1 protein-coding gene is annotated in these 1,274 nt (G+C 43.3%); it reads left to right on the top strand.

Annotated features, from left to right (window positions below; all coding sequences use genetic code 11):
- The first annotated feature begins 233 nt into the window (after window positions 1–233).
- Complete coding sequence (locus BY454_RS16690) at window positions 234–878, top strand: pentapeptide repeat-containing protein (RefSeq protein ID WP_104417676.1); 645 nt, start codon at window positions 234–236, stop codon at window positions 876–878.
- Window positions 879–1,274 lie beyond the last annotated feature (396 nt).

Below are 1,274 nucleotides of genomic sequence, written 5' to 3' on the forward strand. Positions count from 1 at the left end.
ATACAGCTTCCGTCAGGGTCACGGAGAAAGTCGGGTTCGGAGACTATACGACTCGAGAGTTCCATGCCCGGCCTGTGCGCGTGTATCGAATGTCGTGCGACGACTGGGCACTGCATAACAAATTGTTGTAGTGCGTTCCGGGCCTGGCGGCCCTACACCGGACGCCTACTACGCTGCGCTCCGTAGTCGCCGCTAAACCAAAGCGTTAGAAGAATGGGCAGTTGGAGAATGTAATGCTTCCTAAAGGGAAAAAGGGTCTGTCTCGTTTATCTGTTTTCTGCCGCAAGGCTAAAACGAGGTATTTTCGAAATAAGTTCTACTCAAAAGCACAGTGCTTTCGTGCCGACTTCTCCAAGTCATCGTTTGTGAATGTCAATTTCAAAGGTGCAATTTTAACTGGGTGCAACTTTAAAGATAGCACGTTCACCCAAGTAGAGTTCTTGGGCACGAACCTTAAAAAATCGAATTTTACTGGCTCAGTTTTTAAATATTGCGTGTTTTCTAGAGTATTGATGAAGAATAGTAATTTTCGAGATTGCACCTTTGAGGAATGTATTTTTGTAAGCACAAATGTTGTCGTTGCTAAGAATGTTGTAATTGGTAAAAGAAACAGGATTTTTAAGCAGCAACCCTCTCCCGAAGTATCTCAAGAAATATTAACGCTGTTAGATGGATTTAGGTTCAACTCAAAGGTACAAAATAGTAGAGTTTTACACTTGAAGGGTGGAAAAATAAATACTCTTACGCTACAGAGCCTTGTTGAACGCCTCGGAGAAAAAAGACTCAAGCGTGGTTTGCTCGCACTCGATGGAAATTTGCCTTACCGAATTATAACCGCAAATGGGTTATGCAATGCAATTGACAGGGCGGCGGGTTAGTGGTACTTTTTTGGCGCCCCGCCCCATTCAATCGAGAGATTGAAAAGCTCAGGAGATCAGTGGGGGCTCGATTCAATAGCTGGCATTCGAGAGGGGGTGACTATGATAGGAAATATTTGCACGATCCTTGGTTTTATTAGCTTAATCATTGTAATCTGCTTAGACTTTTTTATTTTAGGTAATCACTCTCGATTGTTTGGGGTATTTGTTACCTCTTAGTACCCTCTACTGATTTATACGCCCTTAAAATCCTTCTACTAATGGGTACGAAAGTAAGCGAACATCATTTATAATGTAGCGTTCGTTCGCCAAGCTTATCGGATATCTACACTCATGCGTCACGATGACGGTCGTAAACTTGATCACAAAACCTTAGAAGCCATTCGCGTTCGCGCC

This window comes from Marinobacter persicus (assembly GCF_002934325.1).
Taxonomy (GTDB): domain Bacteria; phylum Pseudomonadota; class Gammaproteobacteria; order Pseudomonadales; family Oleiphilaceae; genus Marinobacter; species Marinobacter persicus_A.